Annotated in this window: 16 protein-coding genes; 10 read left to right on the top strand and 6 right to left on the bottom strand. The window is 72.5% G+C overall.

All coding sequences use genetic code 11. The annotated features are described in order from the left end of the window. Positions 1-67 precede the first annotated feature (67 nt). Both AC1DX8_RS10420 and AC1DX8_RS10415 read left to right on the top strand, forming a co-directional pair. Entirely contained in the window at positions 68-1,444 is a 1,377-nt protein-coding gene (locus AC1DX8_RS10420) for an MFS transporter (protein WP_477629854.1), read from the top strand. Positions 1,445-1,453: 9 nt separating this feature from the next. Continuing rightward, a complete protein-coding gene (locus AC1DX8_RS10415; RefSeq protein WP_477629850.1) occupies positions 1,454-5,662 on the top strand; it encodes an AAA domain-containing protein in 4,209 nt (1,402 codons plus the stop codon). A gap of 77 nt (positions 5,663-5,739) precedes the next feature. Here the strand turns inward: AC1DX8_RS10415 and mscL are convergent, their stop codons facing one another. The 5 genes from mscL to AC1DX8_RS10390 form a co-directional block, all read right to left on the bottom strand. Next, positions 5,740-6,099 carry a large conductance mechanosensitive channel protein MscL gene (gene mscL, locus AC1DX8_RS10410; RefSeq protein ID WP_477629849.1) on the bottom strand — a complete coding sequence of 120 codons (360 nt, stop codon included), beginning with the start codon at positions 6,097-6,099 and terminating at the stop codon, positions 5,740-5,742. A 113-nt stretch (positions 6,100-6,212) separates the two neighbouring features. Next, complete coding sequence (locus tag AC1DX8_RS10405; protein ID WP_477629848.1) at positions 6,213-6,797, bottom strand: SAF domain-containing protein; 585 nt, start codon at positions 6,795-6,797, stop codon at positions 6,213-6,215. Positions 6,798-6,954: 157 nt separating this feature from the next. Continuing rightward, positions 6,955-7,788 carry an S-methyl-5'-thioadenosine phosphorylase gene (locus AC1DX8_RS10400; protein ID WP_477629847.1) on the bottom strand — a complete coding sequence of 278 codons (834 nt, stop codon included), beginning with the start codon at positions 7,786-7,788 and terminating at the stop codon, positions 6,955-6,957. 133 nt (positions 7,789-7,921) lie between these two features. Next, positions 7,922-8,248, bottom strand: coding sequence for an FmdB family zinc ribbon protein (locus tag AC1DX8_RS10395; protein ID WP_477629846.1), 327 nt, complete (start codon positions 8,246-8,248; stop codon positions 7,922-7,924). 93 nt (positions 8,249-8,341) lie between these two features. Further along, on the bottom strand, positions 8,342-10,006 hold the full coding sequence (locus AC1DX8_RS10390) for a potassium/proton antiporter (RefSeq protein ID WP_477629845.1): 1,665 nt from the start codon (positions 10,004-10,006) through the stop codon (positions 8,342-8,344). A 71-nt stretch (positions 10,007-10,077) separates the two neighbouring features. Here AC1DX8_RS10390 and AC1DX8_RS10385 point away from each other — a divergent pair, with 71 nt between their 5' ends. Further along, entirely contained in the window at positions 10,078-12,777 is a 2,700-nt protein-coding gene (locus AC1DX8_RS10385) for a penicillin acylase family protein (RefSeq protein WP_477629844.1), read from the top strand. A 141-nt stretch (positions 12,778-12,918) separates the two neighbouring features. Here AC1DX8_RS10385 and AC1DX8_RS10380 read toward each other — a convergent pair whose 3' ends face one another. Further along, a complete protein-coding gene (locus AC1DX8_RS10380; RefSeq protein WP_477629843.1) occupies positions 12,919-13,476 on the bottom strand; it encodes a 5-formyltetrahydrofolate cyclo-ligase in 558 nt (185 codons plus the stop codon). A gap of 29 nt (positions 13,477-13,505) precedes the next feature. Here AC1DX8_RS10380 and AC1DX8_RS10375 point away from each other — a divergent pair, with 29 nt between their 5' ends. The 7 genes from AC1DX8_RS10375 to map all read left to right on the top strand — a co-directional run bounded on the left by AC1DX8_RS10375 (position 13,506) and on the right by map (position 19,752). After that, the gene (locus AC1DX8_RS10375; protein WP_477629842.1) at positions 13,506-14,918 is read left to right on the top strand and encodes a UTP--glucose-1-phosphate uridylyltransferase; all 1,413 of its coding nucleotides are present in this window, start codon (positions 13,506-13,508) and stop codon (positions 14,916-14,918) included. After that, positions 14,915-16,135 carry a molybdotransferase-like divisome protein Glp gene (glp, locus tag AC1DX8_RS10370; protein ID WP_477629841.1) on the top strand — a complete coding sequence of 407 codons (1,221 nt, stop codon included), beginning with the start codon at positions 14,915-14,917 and terminating at the stop codon, positions 16,133-16,135. The genes AC1DX8_RS10375 and glp overlap by 4 nt, the downstream gene beginning before the upstream one ends. A 62-nt stretch (positions 16,136-16,197) precedes the next feature. After that, complete coding sequence (gene moaC / locus AC1DX8_RS10365) at positions 16,198-16,701, top strand: cyclic pyranopterin monophosphate synthase MoaC (protein ID WP_477629853.1); 504 nt, start codon at positions 16,198-16,200, stop codon at positions 16,699-16,701. After that, on the top strand, positions 16,698-17,213 hold the full coding sequence (locus tag AC1DX8_RS10360; RefSeq protein WP_477629840.1) for a MogA/MoaB family molybdenum cofactor biosynthesis protein: 516 nt from the start codon (positions 16,698-16,700) through the stop codon (positions 17,211-17,213). The genes moaC and AC1DX8_RS10360 overlap by 4 nt, the downstream gene beginning before the upstream one ends. Next, entirely contained in the window at positions 17,213-17,875 is a 663-nt protein-coding gene (locus AC1DX8_RS10355) for a GNAT family N-acetyltransferase (protein WP_477629839.1), read from the top strand. The genes AC1DX8_RS10360 and AC1DX8_RS10355 overlap by 1 nt, the downstream gene beginning before the upstream one ends. A 10-nt stretch (positions 17,876-17,885) precedes the next feature. Continuing rightward, entirely contained in the window at positions 17,886-18,869 is a 984-nt protein-coding gene (locus AC1DX8_RS10350) for a hypothetical protein (protein ID WP_477629838.1), read from the top strand. Positions 18,870-18,975: 106 nt separating this feature from the next. Further along, positions 18,976-19,752, top strand: coding sequence for a type I methionyl aminopeptidase (gene map, locus AC1DX8_RS10345; protein WP_477629837.1), 777 nt, complete (start codon positions 18,976-18,978; stop codon positions 19,750-19,752). Positions 19,753-19,894: the final 142 nt, after the last annotated feature.

Raw genomic sequence — 19,894 nt, 5'->3', positions numbered from 1 at the left:
CCGGCCCGGTCCGCATCCTGCGGGCCGGGCCGGTTCTCGGGTCCGGGCAGCGCGGCATACTGGCCGGGTGCCCGACGCCGCCCACGAGAACTCGCCCCACCTCCACGACCGGGCGGTCCAGCGGCGCACCGTCTCCACGCTCATCGGCACCCAGGTGCTCGTCGGGGTGGGGGTGTCGGCCGGTGCGGGCGTGGGCGCGCTGCTCGCCGAGGACGTCGGTGGCTCCGCCGACCTCGCCGGGCTCGGCGGCACCTTCCAGGTGCTCGGTGGCGCGCTGATCGCCATCCCGATGGCCCACGTCATGGCCGCCCGCGGGCGCCGGTGGGGTCTGCTCGTCGGCTACGCCCTCGGCATCGTCGGCGCGCTGACGATGATCACCGCCGGCGCCCTCCGCAACTTCCCGCTCCTCCTCGCCGGGGCCGCGCTCTTCGGCGGCTCCAACGCCGCCAACAGCCAAGCCCGGTATGCCGCGGCCGACCTCGCCGACGAGGCGCACCGCGGGCGTGACCTGTCGACCGTGGTCTGGGCCACGACCATCGGTGCGGTCTTCGGACCCAACCTCGCCGGTCCGGGGGAGCCGGTCGCGAAGCTGCTCGGCATCCCGGCGCTCACCGGTCCCTATGTCTTCTCGCTGCTCGGCCTCGTCCTCGGGGCGGTGCTCCTGTTCGCGCGCCTGCGACCCGACCCCCTGCTGCTCGCCCGCGAGCGTGCCGCAGCGGTCGCGACCGAGCCGCTCGAGCGCCAGCACGGCTCCATCGTCCGCGGCTGGCGCACCCTGCTGGCCCACCCCGGCGCCCTCCTCGGTCTCGTCACGATGGCCCTGGGGCACACGGTCATGGTCAGCGTCATGGTGATGACGCCGCTGCACATGCACCACGGCGGTGCCAGCCTGCGCGTCATCGGCCTGGTCATCAGCCTCCACGTGCTGGGCATGTTCGCCTTCTCCCCGCTCACCGGCCTCGCGGTCGACCGCTGGGGTGGCCGCTCCTGTGGTCTGGCGGGGGCGGTGATCCTCGTCGTCGCCGGGCTGTTGGCCGCCCAGGCGCCGATCGGGTGGTCTGCGGGGCTGGCGATCGGGCTCTTCCTGCTCGGCCTCGGCTGGTCGTTCACGCTGGTCAGCGGCTCGACCCTGGTCGTGAAGTCGGTGCCACTCGCCGAGCGGGCCGGCGCCCAGGGCGCCTCCGACCTGGTCATGGGTCTCGCGGCCGGTGGCGGCGGCGCACTGGCAGGAGTGGTGGTCGGCCAGCTCGGCTACTCCGTGCTCGGCGCGTGCTCGGCCGTCCTCGCGGCGATCGTCGCCCTGGCGTCGCTGCTGATCCGGGTCCCCGCCACGCTGCCCGACGGAGCGGCCGGCGCGACGACGGTCACCCCTGACCCGGTCCTGCCCGACACCGTCGCGCCCGACACCGTGTTGCCGGACCGGGAGACCGACCAGGTTGGCTAGCCTGCTTGGGTGACCCCGCCGACCGACGAGACCCCAGCAGTGCCGACGGCGACCCCTGACGCAAGCACCCCTGACGCGAGCACGTCCGACGCGAGCACCCCTAACGCGAGCACCCCTGACGCCGACCCGCGCGGTGAGCGCGTCGCCGACGCGGTCGCGGCCTGGCAGCGACACCTCGTCGACCTCGGCGGACGCAACACCCTGCTCTGGTACCGCGACCTGCCGAGCGGCACCCTCCACCTCACCACCGCCCACCCCGGTGGACTGGCCATGCTGCTCGCCGGGCGTCCGACCCGGCTCTCCGACCTCGTGCGCGAACCGGCGGCCCTCGACGAGGCCCGCCGCCGCGCCCGCGTCATCCGCGCCAAGACCCTCGAGCTCTCGGAGGAGCGCGGCATCGCGGCCGGGTTCATCGCCATCGGCATGGCCAGCTGGACGGTACGCGGCGCCTCGCGCCCACCGGCGGCGCCCGTCCTCCTGCGGTCCTGCGTCCTCAAGCCGACCGGAGCGGCGCGCGAGGACTTCGACCTCGACCTCGGCAACGACGTCGAGCTGAACCCAGTGCTGGAGCACTACCTGCGCTCCGAGCAGGGCCTCGACCTCGACACCGGCGCCCTCGAAGACCTGGCGAACGCCAGCGGGGCCTTCGACCCCCACCCCGTGTATGCCGAGCTGGCGCGGCTGTGCGCGTCGGTCCCGGACTTCAGCGTGATGCCGCGGCTCGTCGTCGGCACGTTCTCCTATGCGAAGCTGCCGATGGTGGCCGACCTTGCAGCGCAAGGGAGTTCGCTCGCCGACCATGACGTGATCGCCGCGCTCGCCGGAGACCCCGGAGCGCTGCGCGCGGTGCGCACGTCGGTGCCCGACTCGCCGGCCGACTCCGACCCGGCCCATGAGCTGCTCATCCTCGACGCCGACTCGACCCAGCAGGCCGCGATCGACGCGGTCCGCTCCGGCGCCCACCTCGTCATCAAGGGCCCGCCCGGCACCGGCAAGTCCCAGACCATCGCCAACCTCATCGCGAGCCTCGCGGGCGAGGGCAAGCGGGTGCTGTTCGTCGCGGAGAAGCGCGCCGCCATCGACGCCGTCCTGTCCCGGCTCGACGGCGTGGGTCTCGGCGACCTCGTCCTCGACGCCTACGACGGCGCGAGCAACCGACGCCGCCTGGCCCAGCAGTTCGGCGCGGCGCTCGAGCGCGGCACCCAGGTGCAGGACCCCGACACCACCGAGATCGAACACGTCCTCGTGGACCGGCGGGCCACCCTCGTGCAGCACGCTGCCGCCCTCCACGAGGTGCGCCAGCCCTGGGGAGTCTCCGCCCACCAGGCGCAGGAAGCGATCTCGACCCTGGGCAGCCTCGCCCACCCGCCCACGTCACGGGTCCGGGTGCGGGGTGAGCAGCTCGCCGCCCTCGACCGCCAGCGCGTCAAGGAGCTCGGCCGACAGCTGACCGAGGCCGCGAGCCTCGGTGCGTGGTCGACCCAGGAAGGCACCGACCCGTGGTTCGGGGCCCGCATCGCGACGTCCGAGGAGGCAGTCCGCGCCCGCGACATCACCAGCCGGCTCAGCCAGGGCGGCCTCCAGGACGTCGAGCAGACCATGCACGAGGTCTTCTCCGACGTGAGCCTGCCGCAGGCCGACCGGGTCGGTGACTGGGGAGCCGTGCTCGACTCGGTCGGCCGGGTCCGCGACACCCTCGAGGTCTTCCGCCCCGAGATCTTCGACATCCCGCTCGGCGACCTGGTCGCCGCGACTGCCGACAAGACCGAGCGCGACGCGAACGCCGTTGCGCTGGGCTGGTACTCGCGGTGGCGGCTGCGTCGTCAGGCTCGCTCCCTGCTGCGTCCCGGGCCCCCGCCGGCCGACCTGCACACGGCCCTCCTCGACGCCCAGACCCAGCGCACCGCCTGGCAGCAGATGGCCGGCGCGGGCGGCCGCCCCGAGATCCCGGTCGACCTCGACCGGGCTCGCGCGGCATACGAGGCCCTCTCCGCCGACCTCACCTGGCTGGGCGAGCGGCTGGCCACCACCCACGGTGGTGGCGACCTCTTCGGCGCCACCCTCGGCGAGCTGCGCGAGCGGATGGCAGCGCTCGACGCCCGCCCCGACCGGCTGACCGTGGTGCCACAGGTCCTGGGCACGCTCGACGCCCTGCGCGCGTCGGGGATGGGAGCCCTGCTCGACGACCTCGCCCGTCGCGGCGTCGGTCCTGACGACGTCGCCGCCGAGCTCGACTTCGTCTGGTGGACCTCGCTGTCCGAGGACCTCACCGTGCGCGACCCGCGCTACGGCGCCCACGACGGCGCCCAGCTGCAACGCGTCGCCCGCGAGTACATCGCCGCCGACCACGCCCACCTGCGCGCCAGCGCCGACCGCGTGCGGGCCGGGGCCGGTCGACGGCTGCGCGAGGTGCTCGCCGACCACCCCGACCAGGAGGCGCTCGTGCGTGCCGAGGCCGGCAAGTCGCGCCGCCACCGGCCGTTGCGCGACCTGCTGCCGAAGGCCGCCGAGACGCTCACCGCAGCCAAGCCCGCGTGGGCGATGTCGCCGCTGGTGGTGGCGTCGGTGCTGCCCCCAGGACGCTGGTTCGACGTGGTGATCTTCGACGAGGCCTCGCAGATCCCGCCCGCGCAGGCCGTGTCGGCCATCTCGCGCGCCCACCAGGTCGTCGTGGCCGGCGACGAGCGACAGCTCCCCCCGACCAGCTTCTTCACCGCCGCGGTCGACGAGGACGCTGCACCCGAGTCCGATGCCCTGACCGAGGGGTTCGAGTCGGTTCTCGACGTCCTCACCGCGGCGCTGCCCACCAGACGCCTCTCGTGGCACTACCGCTCGCTCGACGAACGCCTCGTCGCGTTCGCCAACCGGGAGATGTACGACGACTCGCTCGTCACGTTCCCGGGCACCGGCACCGACCCCGTCGTGCGCCTCGAGTCGGTCGAGGGCTCCGGTGTCGTGCAGGCGGGGGAGGAGGCCATCGAGTCGACCGAGGCCGAGGTCCTGCGGGTGGTCGAGCTCGTCCTCGAGCACGCGCGCCTCAGGCCGCACGAGTCGCTGGGCGTCATCGCGCTCGGCATCAAGCACGCCACCCGCCTCGACGACGCGTTGCGTCGCGCGCTGGCCACCGACGCCGCCGCCGGGGTGGGCGACTTCTTCGACGAGGACCGGCCGGAGCGCTTCTTCGTCAAGAACCTCGAGCGCGTGCAGGGCGACGAGCGCGACGCGATCATCCTGTCGGTCGGCTACGGCAAGACCCCGCACGGCCGGGTGCTCCACCGGTTCGGGCCGCTCAACCTCGAGGGCGGCGAGCGTCGTCTCAACGTCGCCATCACCCGCTCCCGCCGCCGCATGACCGTGGTCTCGTCGCTGCTCGCGAGCGACCTCGACCCCGCGCGCCTCAAGGCCCGCGGTGCCGTCATGCTCCGAGACTTCCTCGCGTATGCCGCGGACGGCAGCTTCCCGGCCCCGCAGCCCACCACCCCGCAGGAATCCCACCCGACCGCAACGAGGCCGACGGCGGACCCGCTGCGGGCCGAGTTCGCGCGGCGCCTGCGCGACACCGGTCTCGTCGTGCACGAGGCCTACGGTTCGGCCGGGCAGCCGATCGACCTTGCCGTCGAGGACCCGGACCACCCGGGCCACGTCCTCGTGGCCGTCGAGACCGACGGCCCGACGTATGCCGCCATGCGCAGCAGCCGCGACCGCGACCGGCTGCGGGGCGAACAGCTCGGCCGACTCGGCTGGATGCACGTCAGGGTCTGGTCCACCGACCTCTTCCGCGACCCCGCCCGCGACGTCGCGCGGGTGAACGCCGCCGTGCAGCAGGCCGTCGCCAGCCGGGCCGCCGCGGTGCCTGTGGGCACCGAGTCCGTGGTGGCCGAGCCCGCCGCCAGCGAGCCCGACGTCTCCGAGCCCGTGGCAGCCGAGCCCGCCGCGCCCGAGAAGGCCCCCTCAGGTCCGGCGGCGTCGGCTCCGGAGCCCTTCGACGAGTTCGTCCCCACGGCCGACGAGGGCGCTCGCCAGCGTCGGGCTCGGGGCCGGAAGGGCAAGCGGGTCATCGCCCCGGCGACCTCGGAGAACCCCGATGCCCCGACCCTGGACGTCCCGACCGGGCAGACCAAGGACGACACCGACCTCGGGTGGGGGGAGAGCAAGGACGAGTCGGCCCACGACCGCTGGCTGCGCGAACAGCGTCCGCCGCACTGGGGCTCCGACTGAGCCCGTGACGCGCCGTTCGATGTAAACGCGCCGGGGTTTCCCGGCGCGTTTACATCGAACGAGAAGAGGTGTGTCGGTCAGGCGCGGCCGCGCAGTGCGTCGCGGATCTCCCGCAGCAGGACGATGTTCTCGTCCGGCGCCGCGTCCTCCTCGACCCTCGCGTAGCGGGCCTTGGCCACCTCGTACGGCTTCACGACGAAGAAGTAGACGATGAACGCCAGGATGAGGAACGACACGAGTGCCGTCAGGAAGATGCCGACGGGCAGGCCCCCCGGCTTGTAGGCGCTGAAGTCGGGCTTTCCGCCGGCCTTGCCGATGATTCCCATCAGCAGGTCGGTGAAGGTCTTGACGACGGTGCCGAAGGCCCCCGCGATGATGAAGGCGACGGCAAGCTCCACGAGGTTGCCCCGCATGACGAAGTCCTTGAAACCCTTCATGGGTGTCGCGACCTTTCCCTAGATGTCGAACGGACGTTCTCCACGCTAGCGACCCGATGGGTCCATGCGCGTGACGACGGGCGGGGACCAGCCGGTCGAACGGCGGCCGCCGGTCAGTCGCGCGTGAGCACCACCCTGAGCTGCGTGCGCCCGAGCGCGTCGTCGGGGACCGACAGGATGCGCCCCACCACGTCGTGACCTGCGGAGACGACCATCCCGCCGCCGTCGAGGTCATAGCCGCTGGACGATCCCTGGCCCTGGATCACCGCACCGAAGTCGGTGGTCAGCGACTGGTCAACGCGCAACACCACCACCGAGCTCGCCACGAGGCCGTCGGGGCCCCAGAGGTCGACCCGGTCCCCAGCAGAGACCATCGCCATCACCCCGCGGTCGGGCACGCTGAGGTGCACGGCCACCATGTCGACGGGCTGGCCGAGCAGCAGGGCGCCGGGGTTGACCCGGGTCGTCGTGAGCGGCTCACCGGGCGCGAGCGGCACCGAGAGCGGCCGGCCCAGTACCGACCCGAGGTCGTGCACCCCCGACTTCGGGACGAGGTCGGCCGGCCACCAGACCTCCCTCAGCGAGGCCCGCGTGGCGATCTCGCCGACAGCGACCGGTCGCACGGCCACCACGACCCGCTCCATCGGTCGCGGGTCGCCGGACCGGGCGACGCCGACCACCCCGGCTGCGGCCCCCATGGCACACGCCACGGCAAGGGCGCGCCGCACCACCCGCCGGCGCCACTGCCGGCGCCGCCCGGGTCCTCGTAACCAGCCGGCTGCAGCGCGCATCCTGTCTGAGGCGTGGGCCCCGGCGGGTCCGCTCCGGTCGAGGGGGGTCTGCACGGTGACCGGCCTAGCCCGGGAGCTCGAACGGCAGGGTGATCCCGTCGAGCGCGCGCCGACACGCGCAGACGGCGGTGTCGTCGGGCTCCTCGGCGGGCATCGCCCTGAGTGCTGAGCGCAGCACCTGCTTGAGGCCGTCGACGTTCTTCGCGAAGACGGCGAGCACCTCCTCGTGGGTCACCGCGTCGCCACCGTCGACCCCGGCGTCGAGGTCGGTCACGAGGGCGACCGTGGTGAAGCACATCGCGAGCTCGCGGGCGATGGAGGCCTCGGGCATGGCGGTCATGCCCACGACCGTCCAGCCGGCCTGCTGGTGCCAGGCCGACTCGGCCTTGGACGAGAACCGCGGACCGTTGATGACGACCAGCGTTCCCGCGTCGGCGACGGGCTTGCCCGCGCCCCTCGCGGCCTCGATCGCGACGGCACGTCCACGGGGGCAGTAGGGGTCGGCGAACCCGACGTGCACGACCGGTCCCTCCGCGGCATACACGGTGTGCTCCCGGCCCCAGGTGCGGTCGACCACCTGGTCGGGCACCACGATCGTGCCCGGTCCGTGCTCCGGCTTGAGCGACCCCACGGCGCACGGTGCGAGGACCTGGCGCACACCGACCGAGCGGAGCGCCCAGAGGTTCGCGCGGTAGTTGACGCGGTGGGGCGGGAACCGGTGGCCCTGGCCGTGGCGGGCGATGAACGCCACCCGTCGTCCGTCGACCTCACCGATGACCAGGTCGTCACTCGGGTCGCCGAAGGGGGTGCTCACGCTCACCCGCTCTGCCGCCTCGAAGAACTCGTAGAAGCCGGATCCGCCGATCAGGCCGAGGTCGGCGCGAGGGGTCGAGGTCATGCGAGCAGCCTACGCAGCGGGCCGCCGGCCGCACCTCCCGAGCGGGCGCCTGTGGACGCAGCGACGACGACGCCCGCCCTGTGGAGGGGGCAGGCGTCGTCGGTATGCCGCGTGGTCGCGGCAGCGAGCCGGCTCAGGCCGCTGAGCCGTCGGCCTTGGCCGCGCTGGCCTTGCTGCTGGACGAGCTCGAGTTGGACGAGCCCGAGGCGGACGAGCTCGACGAGCTGGACGTGGACGACGAGGAGTCGCTCGAGCTCGCGGCCGGGACGGACGACGACGCACCACTGCGCGAGTCGGTGCGGTAGAAGCCGCCGCCCTTGAACACGACACCCACGGCGTTGAAGACCTTGCGCAGCCGGCCCTGGCACTCGGGGCAGACCGTCAGGGAGTCGTCGCTGAACGACTGCACCGCGTCGAAGCGGTGGTCGCACTCGGTGCAGGCGTAGGAGTACGTCGGCACGGTTCCTCCAATGGGGCGTCCTGGCCAGCGCGCACGGGTGGCGTGGGCTGGCACTGTGATGGTTCGACTGCCAACTATAAGGCCGCGCGAGGGCTACTTCTTCCCGCTGCCGCCCCCACGACGGACCCCACCGACGTCGCGCAGCCGGGCCCCGGCGTCGCGCAGGCGCCCGCCGCGGCCACGGAGCCGGGGGCCGTCGTCGCGCCAGCCGGCCAGTCGACCGTGCTGGCTGACCGACCTCACCCGCTTCTCCGCGAGCGTCCTCACCTCCGCCGTGGACACGATGAGCAGCTGGTCGCCGCGCCGGAGCACCGTGGTGTTCTCGGGCACGAACCCCTTGCCTGCGCGCACGACGAGCGTCACGTTGGCGCCCTCGGGCAGCCGGAGCTCGAACACCTCGACCCCGTGCAGCTTCGAGGCCGGACCCACGGTCACCTGCATGAGCTCGGCCCGCAGCTCCTCCAGGGGAGTGGCCTCCACCGAGAGGTCGAGGGTGCGGTAGTCCTCGACGATGCCGAGACGCTGGGCCACCCAAGGCAGCGTCGGCGCCTGGACGAGGGTGAAGATCACCACCAGGACGAAGACGAGCTCGAAGATCCAGTCGACGTTGCGGGCTCCCACGGTGAGCGGCACGGTCGCGAGCACGACCGGGACGGCGCCCCGCAGGCCGGCCCAGGACAGGAAGGCCTGGTCGCGCCAGCCGAGCCGAAAGGGCGAGACCGACGCCAGCACCGACAGGGGGCGGGCCAGGAGGAGCAGCACCAGCCCGATCACGATGGCAGGGAGGATCTGGCTGCCCATCTTGGCCGGTGAGGCCAGCAGGCCGAGCAGTACGAACAGCCCGATCTGGGCCAGCCAGCCGAGCGCGGTGGAGAGCCCGAGGACGGCAGGCCCGTGGGGCAGCTTGAGGTTCCCCAGCACGAGGGCCGCCAGGTAGCACGCGATGAAGCCGCTGGCGTGCACGCTGGCCGCCGCGGCATACGCGAGGACGGTGAGGGCGACCACCCCGATGCTGAACAGGCCCGAGGAGCCCGACGCGGCGCGGCGCATGAACTGGCCGCCCGCCCACCCCACGGCGAGGCCGATGGCGGCACCGGCGCCGAGCTCGGCCACGGCCTTCACCGCCAGGGTGAGCCACCCCTCGGCGTCCGCGGGGTTCGCGGACCGGGCGGCGAGGGCGGTGACGAGGATGACGACAGGCGCGTCGTTGAACCCGGACTCGGCCTCGAGCATCCCGGTGATCCGGCGGGGGAGGGGCACCCGACGCAGCACCGAGAACACGGCGGCAGCGTCGGTCGAGGACAGGATCGCGCCGATCAGCAGCGCGGTGTTCCAGTCGAGGTGCAGCACGAACCGCGCGGCCAGCGCGACCACCACCACCGACACGATGACGCCCACGGTCGACAGCACCGCGGCGGGGCCGACCGAGCGACGGATGCCCTCCCACTTCGTGCTGAGACCGCCCTCGCTCAGGATGAGGATGAGGGCGGCGTAGCCGAGCACCTGGGTGAGCTCGTTGGAGTCGAACCGGATCTGGAGGAAGGGCCCGGCCTCGCCGATCGCCAGCCCGATCCCCAGGTAGATCAAGAGCGAGGGGAGCCCGGATTTCAGCGACAACCGCACCGCGGCGACCGAGACGAGGAGCACCAGCGAGCCGATCAACAGGGCCGGGGTGAGGTCGTGGAGGGTGAACCCCGGCGACGCGTCCGCACCCGGGAGACGGGCCGGGAGCCCAGCGGCGAGGAGGTCGGGAACCACACCCGGGAGGATCGCAGCGCGCACGGCCCGTCACGTCCTTTCCGTTCGTGTGGTGCGGATAGTCTCGCAGGGTGTCTCGCGCCATTCTTGCCCGCCGCATCGCTGTGGCCGTGGCTGCTCTGCTCGTCGTCGTCCTCGGAATTGTCGCGGTCCTCGCGGTCACGTGGGTGCGGCGTCCGTTCCCGACGACGGAGGGCGAGATCCAGGTGCCGGGCCTGTCGGGCAAGGTCAGCGTGCTGCGTGACGACCGCGGGATCCCGCAGATCTATGCCGACAGCGCGGACGACCTGTTCAAGGCCGAGGGCTTCGTGCACGCCCAGGACCGCTTCTTCGAGATGGACCTGCGCCGCCACATCACGGCCGGCCGGCTCTCCGAGCTCGTCGGCGAGGGCGGTCTCGAGACCGACCGCGTGATCCGCACCCTCGGCTGGCGTCGCGTCGCCGAGGCCGAGCTCCCGACCCTCAAGCCCGAGACCCGCCGCTACCTCCAGGCCTACGCCGACGGCGTCAACGCCTACATCAAGCAGCAGGGCGACCCGGCCAAGATGTCGCTCGAGTACGTCGTGCTGGGCCAGAAGGTGACCGACTACCGCGTCGAGGAGTGGACCCCGGCCGACTCGCTGGCCTGGCTCAAGGCGATGGCCTGGGACCTGCGCGGCGACTACAGCGCCGAGCTGATGCGGGCCCGACTCGCCGGGTCGATGTCGATCAACCAGATCAACGAGCTCTACCCCGCCTACGACTACGGCGCCAACAAGCCGATCCTCTCCGAGAAGGACTGGTCGCCGACCACGTCCTCGGCCAACTCGGCGGTTCCCGCCGTATCCCCTGGGGTCGCGACCACCAGCAGGGCCAGCACGAGCACCGCCAGCACCGGCAAGGCTGGCGCCGGCAAGACGAGCGCCGCGACCAAGGCCGAGCTCGCCGCCGAGACCACACCCGGTGCCGAGCGGGCGTATGCCGTGGTGCAGCAGGCGCTCAACGCCGTCCCCGTCACGATGGGTCGCGGTGACGGCATCGGCTCGAACTCCTGGGTCGTCAGCGGCAACCGCACCAGCACCGGCAAGCCGTTGCTGGCCAACGACCCGCACCTCGGAGTCTCGATCCCGGGCATCTGGTACCAGGTGGGACTGCACTGCCGTTCGGTCGGGAACGCCTGCCCGTTCGACGTCGCGGGCTACTCCTTCTCCGGGCTGCCGGGGGTCGTCATCGGCCACAACCAGTCGATCGCCTGGGGTTTCACCAACCTCGGACCCGACGTCAGTGACTTCTTCCTCGAGCAGGTGCGTGGCAACACCTACCTGCGCGACGGCAAGCAGGTGCCGCTGACGATGCGCACCGAGACCATCAAGATCGGCGGCGGTGGGGGAGAGCAGACCATCACGGTCCGCAGCACCGTCCACGGCCCGATCCTGTCCGATGCCATCGAGCACGTCGCCAGCGCCGGTGACCGACCACCGGTGAACGGCCGACCGAGCGCCGGCTCCTACGAGGTCGCGCTGCAGTGGACCGGCATCGAGGTGAGCCAGACCGCCGACGCGATCTTCGGGCTCAACACCGCCCAGAACTTCGAGCAGTTCCGCGCCGCCGCAAAGGATTTCGCGGTGCCGTCGCAGAACCTGCTCTATGCCGACACCGCGGGCAACATCGGCTACCAGGCGCCGGGGCGGATCCCGATCCGTAGCCGCTACATGGAGGCCCCTCCCGGCTTCTGGATCCGCCCGGGCTGGGTCTCGTCCTGGGACTGGCAGGGGTACGTGCCGTTCGACCAGATGCCGCACACCTACAACCCGCCGGAGGGTTTCATCGTCGCGGCGAACCAGGCCGTCACCGAGAGCGGCACGCCGTTCCTCACGACCGAGTGGGACTACGGCTACCGCAGCCAGCGGATCAGGTCGCTGGTCGAGAAGGACACCAAGATCACGCCGGCGAGGATGTCGCAGATCCAGGGCGACACCCGCAGCCAGTTCGCCCCGACCCTGGTCAAGGCGCTGCTCAAGGTCGACCTCGGCTCCGACGACTTCACCAAGCAGGCGCAGGACCTGTTGCGGGGCTGGGACTACACCAACCCGGTCGGCGACAGCGAGTCCGGTGCCGCGGCCGCCTACTACAACGCGGTGTGGTCCAACCTGCTCAACCTCACGTTCAACGACGAGCTGCCCAAGGACCTCCGGGCCGACGGTGGTGACCAGTGGATGCGCGCCATGACCGTGCTGCTCACCAAGCAGGGCTCACCGTGGTGGGACGACAAGCGCACGCCGGGAGTCGCCGAGGGGCAGTCCGAGATCCTCCGCAAGGCGCTGGTGGCGGCGCGGCTCCAGCTGACCAAGGAGCTCGGCAAGGACGTGGGCGACTGGCAGTGGGGCCAGCTGCACCAGCTCACCCTGACCCACCAGGTGCTCGGCGGCAACGACGTGCCCGGCATCGTCAGGCAGCTCTTCAACCGCGGCCCGATCAACATGCCCGGTGGCTCCGCGATCGTGGACGCCAACGGCTGGGACGCGAGCGTCGGCCTCGACGACGAGGACTCCGACAAGGCGTTCGACGTCGACTGGGCGCCCTCCATGCGGATGGTCGTGGACCTCTCCGACCTCGACAAGTCGCGGTGGGTCAACCAGACCGGGAACAGCGGTCACGCCTACGACGCCCACTACAACGACCAGACCGAGGCGTGGGTCAAGAACGAGCTCTACGCCTGGCCCTTCAGCGAGAAGGCAGTGCGCGCCGCGGGTGGTGACGAGCTGACCCTCGTCCCCGGCTCGACCAACTGACCCGCGCGGAACCGGGCAATGGGCCGAATCCTGCGGGCGTGGGCGGCGTGACTGGCTCTGGAACCGGGCAATGGGCCGAATCCTGCGGGCGTGGGCGGCGTGACTGGCTCTGGAACCGGGCGATGGGCCGAATCCTGCGGGTCAGCTGACGTGGGTGACCCCGCTGTCTGCGGCGATCGCGGCGTCCACCGGTCGGTCGTGGGGCTCGCGGGGCAGCTTCTCGTCGAGCACCTCCCACGGGTGCACGACCGCGACGACCATCGCGTCGGTGCGGGGGAGCGCCCGGTCGTAGCACCCCTTGCCCTGGCCGATCCGCGTCCCCGACCGGTCCACCCCGTGCGCCGGCACGAAGACGATGGCGGCGCGGGCGATCGCGTCCCGGCCCAGTGGCTCGCGGGGAGTCTCGCCGGCACGGCTCACCTCACTCCAGTCCAGGTCCCAGTCCTCGAGGGTCACCGGCACCATGACCCGTATGCCGCGGGCCACGAACGCGGCGACCAGCGCCTCCGTGGGTGGCTCGAGGGGCGTGGCCTCGTAGGCGGCGACCCAGTCCCCGGGAGCCAGCCCCGCGGCATGCGCGACCTCGAGGGCGGCGAGCTCCAGCTCGGTCGCGTCGCGGGCGCGGTCGCGGCCGGGCACCCGCTCGCGCCGCAGCTCGCGCAGTCGTTGTCGCACCGCGGTCTTGGTGTTCGGGGGCACGTGCAGATCGTCCCACTAGGCTGCGCCCCATGAGCAAGGACGGGTTGGCGCAGGCGGTGGACCGCATGACCGAGCGGGGTGTGCACCCGTTGGCGGTGCACGTCTTCGAGGACGCGTACGCCCAGCTCGAGGCGGGCAACACGGGGCTCATCCCGGAGTCCGACATCGAGCCGCTCACCGACGTGCCGCAACTTGCGGACCTCACCAGTGACCCCGGGGAGCAGGCCCGCGCGCTGGCCCACACCGCGGTCGTCAAGCTCAACGGCGGGCTCGGCACGAGCATGGGCCTGTCCGGCCCGAAGTCGGTGCTGGAGGTGCGTGACGGGCTGACCTTCCTCGATGTGATGGCGCGGCAGGTGCTCGCCCTGCGGGAACGGTACGACGTGCCCGTGCCACTGGTGCTGATGAACTCCTTCCGCACGCGCGAGCAGTCGCTCGAGGTGCTCGCGGCGTATGGCGACCTCGAGGTCGACGGGCTCCCGCTCGACTTCCTCCAGAACGCCGAGCCCAAGCTGCGCGCCGACGACCTCACCCCGGTGTCGTGGCCCGACGACCCCGACCTCGAGTGGTGCCCGCCCGGCCACGGAGACGTCTACGTCGCCCTCGCGGCCAGCGGAGTGCTCCAGGCCTTGCGGGACAAGGGTTTCCGTTACGCGTTCCTGTCGAACTCCGACAACCTCGGCGCCACCTGCGACCCCGCGATCCCGGCGTGGATGGAGCGCGAGTCCATTCCCTACGTGTCCGAGGTCTGTGAGCGAACGGTCAACGACCGCAAGGGCGGTCACCTGGCGGTCCGCCGCAGCGACGGTCGGGTGGTGCTGCGGGAACGCGCGATGGTGGCCCCGGAGGACGAGAAGTACTTCGAGGACACCGAGCGCCACGCGCTGTTCCACGCCAACAACCTCTGGGTCGACCTCGACGCGCTGCACCAACAGCTCGAGGCCCGCGACGGCGTCCTCGGCCTGCCGATCATCGTCAACCGCAAGACCGTCGACCCGAGCCGCAAGGACTCGACGCCCGTGATCCAGGTCGAGTCGGCGATGGGCACCGCGATCGAGGTGTTCGACGGTTCACGCGCCCTGCACGTGCCGCGCAGCCGCTTCCGCCCGGTCAAGACCACGAACGAGCTGCTCCTGCTGCGCTCCGACCGCTACGGCTTCGGTGCCGGCCACGAGGTCGTCGCGCAGACCGACCGTCCCGACCCTCGCGTCGACCTCGACGGGCACTACACGCTGATCGACGACTTCGACCAGCGGTTCCCCGACGACGCTCCCTCGCTGCTCGACTGCACGTCGTTGGTGGTGCGCGGTGACGTGACCTTTGGCGGCGGCATCCGGTGCGTGGGCGACGTCGTCGTCGAGGCCGACGAGCCTCGGAGCATCCCGGACGGCACCACCCTCAGCGCGACGAGCGTCTCGACCGCCGCGATGGCGACGCCGTGATCAGCGTCGAGCAGCACCTCGAGCGGATCCTCGCCACGGTCAAGGTGATCGCGCCCTTCGAGCTCGGTGTCCTCGACGCCCAGGGCTGCGTCCTCGCCGCCGACGTCGCGGCGCGCGGCTCCCTGCCGGGCTTCACCAACTCGGCCATGGACGGGTATGCCGTGCACGCCGCCGACGTGGCGACGGCGAGCCCCGAGTCGCCGGTCGTCCTGCCCGTGGTCAACGACATCGCGGCCGGCAACACCAAGGCCCTCTCCCTCGCGACCGGCCAGACGATGCGGATCATGACCGGGGCGCCGATGCCGCACGGCGCGGATGCCGTGGTGCCCGTGGAAGTGACCGACGGCGGGGTCGTGAAGGTCGAGATCCGCGAGAGCCGCAAGGTCGGCGCGCACGTGCGTGAGGTCGGTGAGGACGTGGAGGCCGGCACCATCGTGCTGCGCCGCGGCACGCTGCTCGGGCCCGGCCAGATCGCCCTGCTGGCCGCCGCCGGGATCTCCCGCGTGCGGGTCGTCCCCCGGCCCCGGGTGGTCGTGGTGTCGACCGGCGACGAGCTCGTCGAGGTCGGGCGCACGCCCGGGTTCGGCCAGATCGTCGACTCCAACTCGGTGATGTTGACCGCCGCGGTCACCGCCGTCGGGGCCACGCCGTTCCGGGTGGGTGGGGTGCCGGACGACGCGCGCACGCTGATGGACACCCTCGAGGGCCAGCTCGTGCGGGCCGACGTGATCATCACGACCGGAGGCGTGTCGATGGGGGCCTTCGACACGGTCAAGGAGGTGCTGTCGAGGGTCGGGACGGTGCAGTTCGACAAGGTCTCGATGCGACCGGGCATGCCCCAGGGCTTCGGGGTGCTCGGTGAGGACGAGGTGCCGGTCTTCACCCTGCCCGGCAACCCGGTCAGCGCCCTCGTCTCCTTCCACGTCTTCGTCGCCCCCGCCTTGCGGGCCATGGCGGGCCGGCCCGAGCCGTCCTACCCGCCGGGCTACGTCCCCGCCATCGCCGGTGAGCGGTTCACCTCGGTGCCCGGGAAGATGGAGTTCGTCCGCGTGGTGCTCGACGACGACCGCGCCCGGCTTGCCGGGGGTCAGGGCTCCCACATGCTCGGATCCCTCGCGGCCGCCGACGCGCTGGCGGTCATCCCGGCCGAGGTCTCGGAGGTCGCGGCCGGAGACGAGCTGATGTGCCTGCCACTGCTCGGGAGGGAGGGCCAGTGACCATCGACCCCGCCGAGCGCCCCGCCGAGGGAGCTGCCGCCAGTCCCGCCGAGCGCCCCGCCGTGGGGGCTGCCGCCAGTCCCGCCGAGCGCGCTCCCGGCCTCACCCACGTGCGTCCGGACGGCACCGCGCACATGGTCGACGTCTCGGCCAAGGCGGTCACCGCACGCCAGGCGTCGGCCCGCGGACGGGTGCTGTTGTCCCACGCTGCGGTGTCCGCGTTGCGCGACGGCACCGTCCCCAAGGGTGACGCGCTCGCGGTCGCCCGCATCGCCGGCATACAGGCGGTCAAACGGACCCCAGAGCTGATCCCGCTGGCCCACCCGGTCGCGGTGCACGCGGTCGAGGTCGACCTCGTGGTCGCGGACGACGGCGTCGACATCGCCGCGACCGTGCGCGCCGCCGACCGCACCGGCATCGAGATGGAGGCGCTCACCGCGGTGTCGGTGGCGGCGCTCGCGTTGATCGACATGGTGAAGGCGGTCGACAAGCACGCCCGCATCACCGACGTGCGGGTCACCGCCAAGTCGGGAGGTCGCTCGGGTGACTGGGTGGAGGAGTCATGAGTGAGCACGACCCCGGCGTGGGGGAGGCGCGCGAGCCGGCCGGGCGGGCGATCGTCATCACCTGCTCGACCCGTGCGGCCGGTGGCGTCTACCCCGACCGAGGCGGCCCGCTGATCGTCGAGGCCCTGCGGCAGTGGGGTTTCGAGGTGGGCGACCCGCTGGTCGTCCCCGACGGTCCGCAGGTCTCCGAGGCGCTCGAGGCGGCGCTGGCGGCCACTCCTGACGTGGTCGTGACGACCGGCGGCACGGGGCTCTCACCCACCGACCGCACTCCTGAGGCCACTCGCGCGGTGCTCGACCGTGAGGTGCCCGGGCTCGCGGAGGCCATCCGCGGGGCCGGGCTCGCCGCCGGCGTGCCGACCGCAGCCCTCTCCCGCGGCCTGGCCGGGATCGCGGGCCAGGCCCTCGTGGTCAACCTGCCCGGCTCGACCGGCGGAGTCCGTGACGGGCTGGGGGTGCTCGAAGCGGTCCTGCCGCACGCGCTCTCGCAGATTCGCGGCGGCGACCACTGATGGCCCCCTGGCCCGTCGTGCTCCGGGGCGAGACCCCGGGCGGAGAGCAGCTCGTCCTCGACGCGCTGCGCCGGCGGGACCAGGCTGAGTGGGTCGAGGTCCGCAGCCGTAACCGGCACTGGCTGGGCCCGTGGGATGCGACCTCACCCGAGCGTGAGCCGACGTATGTCTCCTTCCGCACCCTCGTGCGCCACTACCGTGCCGAGGCGCGGGCAGGTCGGATGCTCCCGTTCACCATCCGGGTCGACGGCAGGATCGTGGGCCAGATGGTGCTGTTCGGCATCTCCTACGGCTCCCTCCTCTCCACGGCCGCCGGCTACTGGGTCGACGAGTCGGTCGCGGGCCGCGGCATCGCCCCGACCGCCCTGGCGCTCGCGGGTGACCACGCGCTCTGGACGATGGGACTGCACCGCATCGAGGTGAACATCCGTCCCGAGAACTCCAACAGCCTGGCGGTGGTGCGCAAGCTGGGCTTCCGCGACGAAGGGCTCCGGGCGGCCTACCTGCACATCGACGGCGCGTGGCGCGACCACCGCAGCTTCGCCCTGACGCGGGAGGACCTGGGCGGGCATTCCCTGCTCGACCGAATGCACACCAATCACACCAGTCACATTGGCGACACACCGCCCCACGTCCCCGGCGCACCGACTCGGGACACCTAACGTCGTATCCGTGCAGCCCARCAGTCTCGTCTTCCTCGTCATCATCGCGGTCTGGGCTGCCTATTTCGTGCAGTACTGGGTCCGTCGCCGCGAGCACCTCGCCACCGCGCGCTCGGTCGACCAGTTCTCCGAGTCGATGCGGGTCCTCGAGCGCCGCAGCCCGCTGCCTGCCACGGACCTTTCCACGCCCCAGCCCCGTTCGTATGCCGTGACGCCGGCCCGCGTCGCGCGTCCCCAGGTGCTCGTGAAGCGCGCCGACACCTCCCCGATCGCCTCGACCGCCGCAGCGCCACTCGTCGAGGACGGGGCGCCCGCGCCTCGCGCCCAGTCCGCGGCCCGGCGCACCCGGGCCGTCGTCATGCTGGGTGCCCTCGCGACCGTCGTCGTGGCGAGCGCCCTCGTCGCGCTCTCGGTGGTCCCGCTCTACGCCCTCGCCGTCCCGGTCGTCGCCGTGGGCGGTGCGATGGCGTGGTCGCGCGCCCAGGCGCAGGCCGAGCGTCGGGCCCGGATGGCCGCTCGTCAGGCGGCTCGTGAGGCCGCGCGTCGAGCCAGCCAGCCTCGTCCCGCCGCAGAGCGGAGCGGTGCACCGGCCGAGTCCGCCTCGGCGTCCGCCGGTGGTGCCGCCTCCCCCGCCTCCCCGGCCGAGCACGGGCCCGCTTCAGCCGGAGCGGCCGCCGAGGTCGCCCCCGAGGAGCCCGCCCCAGCCCCGGTGCGCGGCGAGCTCTACGACGTGCAGGCCGTCGAGACCAGCCTGCGCGCGCCGGCCACCCCGGTGGCCGCGCCGGTCGCGCGGCCCACCCTCCCGGCCGGCCCGCTGGTCGACGAGGACGACATCCCGTTGACGTGGGACCCGGTGCCGGTTCCCCGCCCGACCTACGCCATGAAGGCTCGGGTCACCCGGCCCGCCCCGACCTCCGCCGACCTGGTCGGCGACGCCGACACCGAGTACGCGGCATACGAAGACACTCAGCAGCGCCGGGTCGCCGGCGCCTGACGCGCCCAGCGTCCCGCTCGACCACGCCTGACCACGCCCGGCCGGGGCCGCTCGCGCGGGTGCGCCCCGCGGTTGCCATAGTGGGGCGCATGACGACGGCGACGGCATGATCGAGATCCTGAGCTCCGCAGAGCTCGTGCGGGCCAAGGACAGCGGCGCGCTGGTCGCCGACATCCTGCAGTCGGTCAGGAGCCGCGCCACCATCGGCACGAACCTGCTGGACATCGACACGTGGACCAGGACGATGATCGACGAGGCCGGCGCCCAGTCCTGCTACGTCGACTACGAGCCGTCCTTCGGGCGCGGGCCGTTCGGCCACTACATCTGCACGTCCGTCAACGATGCCGTGCTCCACGGGCTGCCCCACGACTACACCCTCGCCGACGGCGACCTGCTGACCCTCGACCTCGCCGTCTCCAAGGCAGGGGTGGCTGCCGACTCGGCGATCAGCTTCATCGTGGGCGAGTCGAGGCCGGCGGAGAGCGTCGCCCTCATCGAGACCACCCAAGAGGCCCTGGCCGCCGGGATCGCGGCGGCCCGGCCCGGCGCCCGCATCGGTGACCTCTCACATGCCATCGGCACGGTGCTCAGCGCGGCGGGGTACCCGGTCAACACCCAGTTCGGGGGCCACGGCATCGGGTCGACCATGCACCAGGACCCACACGTCTCCAACGCCGGGCGTCCCGGCCGGGGCTACGAGCTGCGTCCGGGTCTGCTGCTGGCGCTGGAACCCTGGGTGATGGTCGACACCGACGAGCTCGTCACCGACGACGACGGGTGGACCCTGCGCAGCGCGACCGGGTGCCGCACGGCGCACAGCGAGCACACCATCGCGATCACGGACGACGGGGCGCAGATCCTCACCCTGCCGACCGGGTCCTGACCCGCCGGGGCCGCCGCCAGTAGCTCCCGCCCTGTTGGAAGCGAAACTTCCGGAGATCCGGCAGTTTCACTTCGGACCCGGGGCGGCACTTCGGACCCAGGGCCGCACTTCGGACCCAGGGCCGCACTTCGGGCCCGGCGCG

The sequence above is a fragment of the Pedococcus sp. P2_A3 genome, from assembly GCF_056405035.1.
Note: the sequence above shows the minus strand (reverse complement) of the source record. Positions and strands in the feature narration are given on the sequence as shown.

What these genes read in the sequence shown, in the direction of transcription:
- mscL (WP_477629849.1), bottom strand. Translation starts at nt 6,099, where the DNA reads ATGAAGGGTTTCAAGGACTTCGTCATGCGGGGCAACCTCGTGGAGCTT.
- AC1DX8_RS10405 (WP_477629848.1), bottom strand. Translation starts at nt 6,797, where the DNA reads ATGGGGGCCGCAGCCGGGGTGGTCGGCGTCGCCCGGTCCGGCGACCCG.
- AC1DX8_RS10400 (WP_477629847.1), bottom strand. Translation starts at nt 7,788, where the DNA reads ATGACCTCGACCCCTCGCGCCGACCTCGGCCTGATCGGCGGATCCGGC.
- AC1DX8_RS10375 (WP_477629842.1), top strand. Translation starts at nt 13,506, where the DNA reads ATGAGCAAGGACGGGTTGGCGCAGGCGGTGGACCGCATGACCGAGCGG.
- AC1DX8_RS10360 (WP_477629840.1), top strand. Translation starts at nt 16,698, where the DNA reads ATGAGTGAGCACGACCCCGGCGTGGGGGAGGCGCGCGAGCCGGCCGGG.
- AC1DX8_RS10355 (WP_477629839.1), top strand. Translation starts at nt 17,213, where the DNA reads ATGGCCCCCTGGCCCGTCGTGCTCCGGGGCGAGACCCCGGGCGGAGAG.
- map (WP_477629837.1), top strand. Translation starts at nt 18,976, where the DNA reads ATGATCGAGATCCTGAGCTCCGCAGAGCTCGTGCGGGCCAAGGACAGC.